We start from the raw sequence: 295 nt of genomic DNA, 5'->3' as shown, positions 1-295 counted from the left end.
AAGAAACTCTAAACTATACTTCTTCTTGAGATGTTTTAATTGCTCTGTTTTTCCTTCAAGGGATTTTAGAATAACTTGCAACTGATTAGTTATATCGTATGATTCTTGATAGCCGGTGCTGAAAGTCCAATTAGTTTCTTTTCTATAAAGGGTTTTGGTGGATACAAGATTCGGATTATCACGTTTTGCAACAACATCACCTTTTTTATAAGTTGTTGTAGGCTCGATACTTAGGGCGTCGGTAATTGCTTCAACAGGGAATATATTACCCGTTGCACTAAAATAAGCCATAACT

At 34.9% G+C, this 295-nt stretch carries 1 protein-coding gene; it reads right to left on the bottom strand.

All coding sequences use genetic code 11. The annotated features are described in order from the left end of the window. On the bottom strand, positions 1 to 291 hold a 291-nt coding region (locus ACSG5Z_RS31055), incomplete at its 3' end, for a DUF4279 domain-containing protein (protein ID WP_435712880.1). Positions 292 to 295: the final 4 nt, after the last annotated feature.

The sequence above is a fragment of the Bacillus pretiosus genome, from assembly GCF_051294775.1.
GTDB classification, from domain to species: Bacteria; Bacillota; Bacilli; order Bacillales; family Bacillaceae_G; genus Bacillus_A; species Bacillus_A wiedmannii.
Note: the sequence above shows the minus strand (reverse complement) of the source record. Positions and strands in the feature narration are given on the sequence as shown.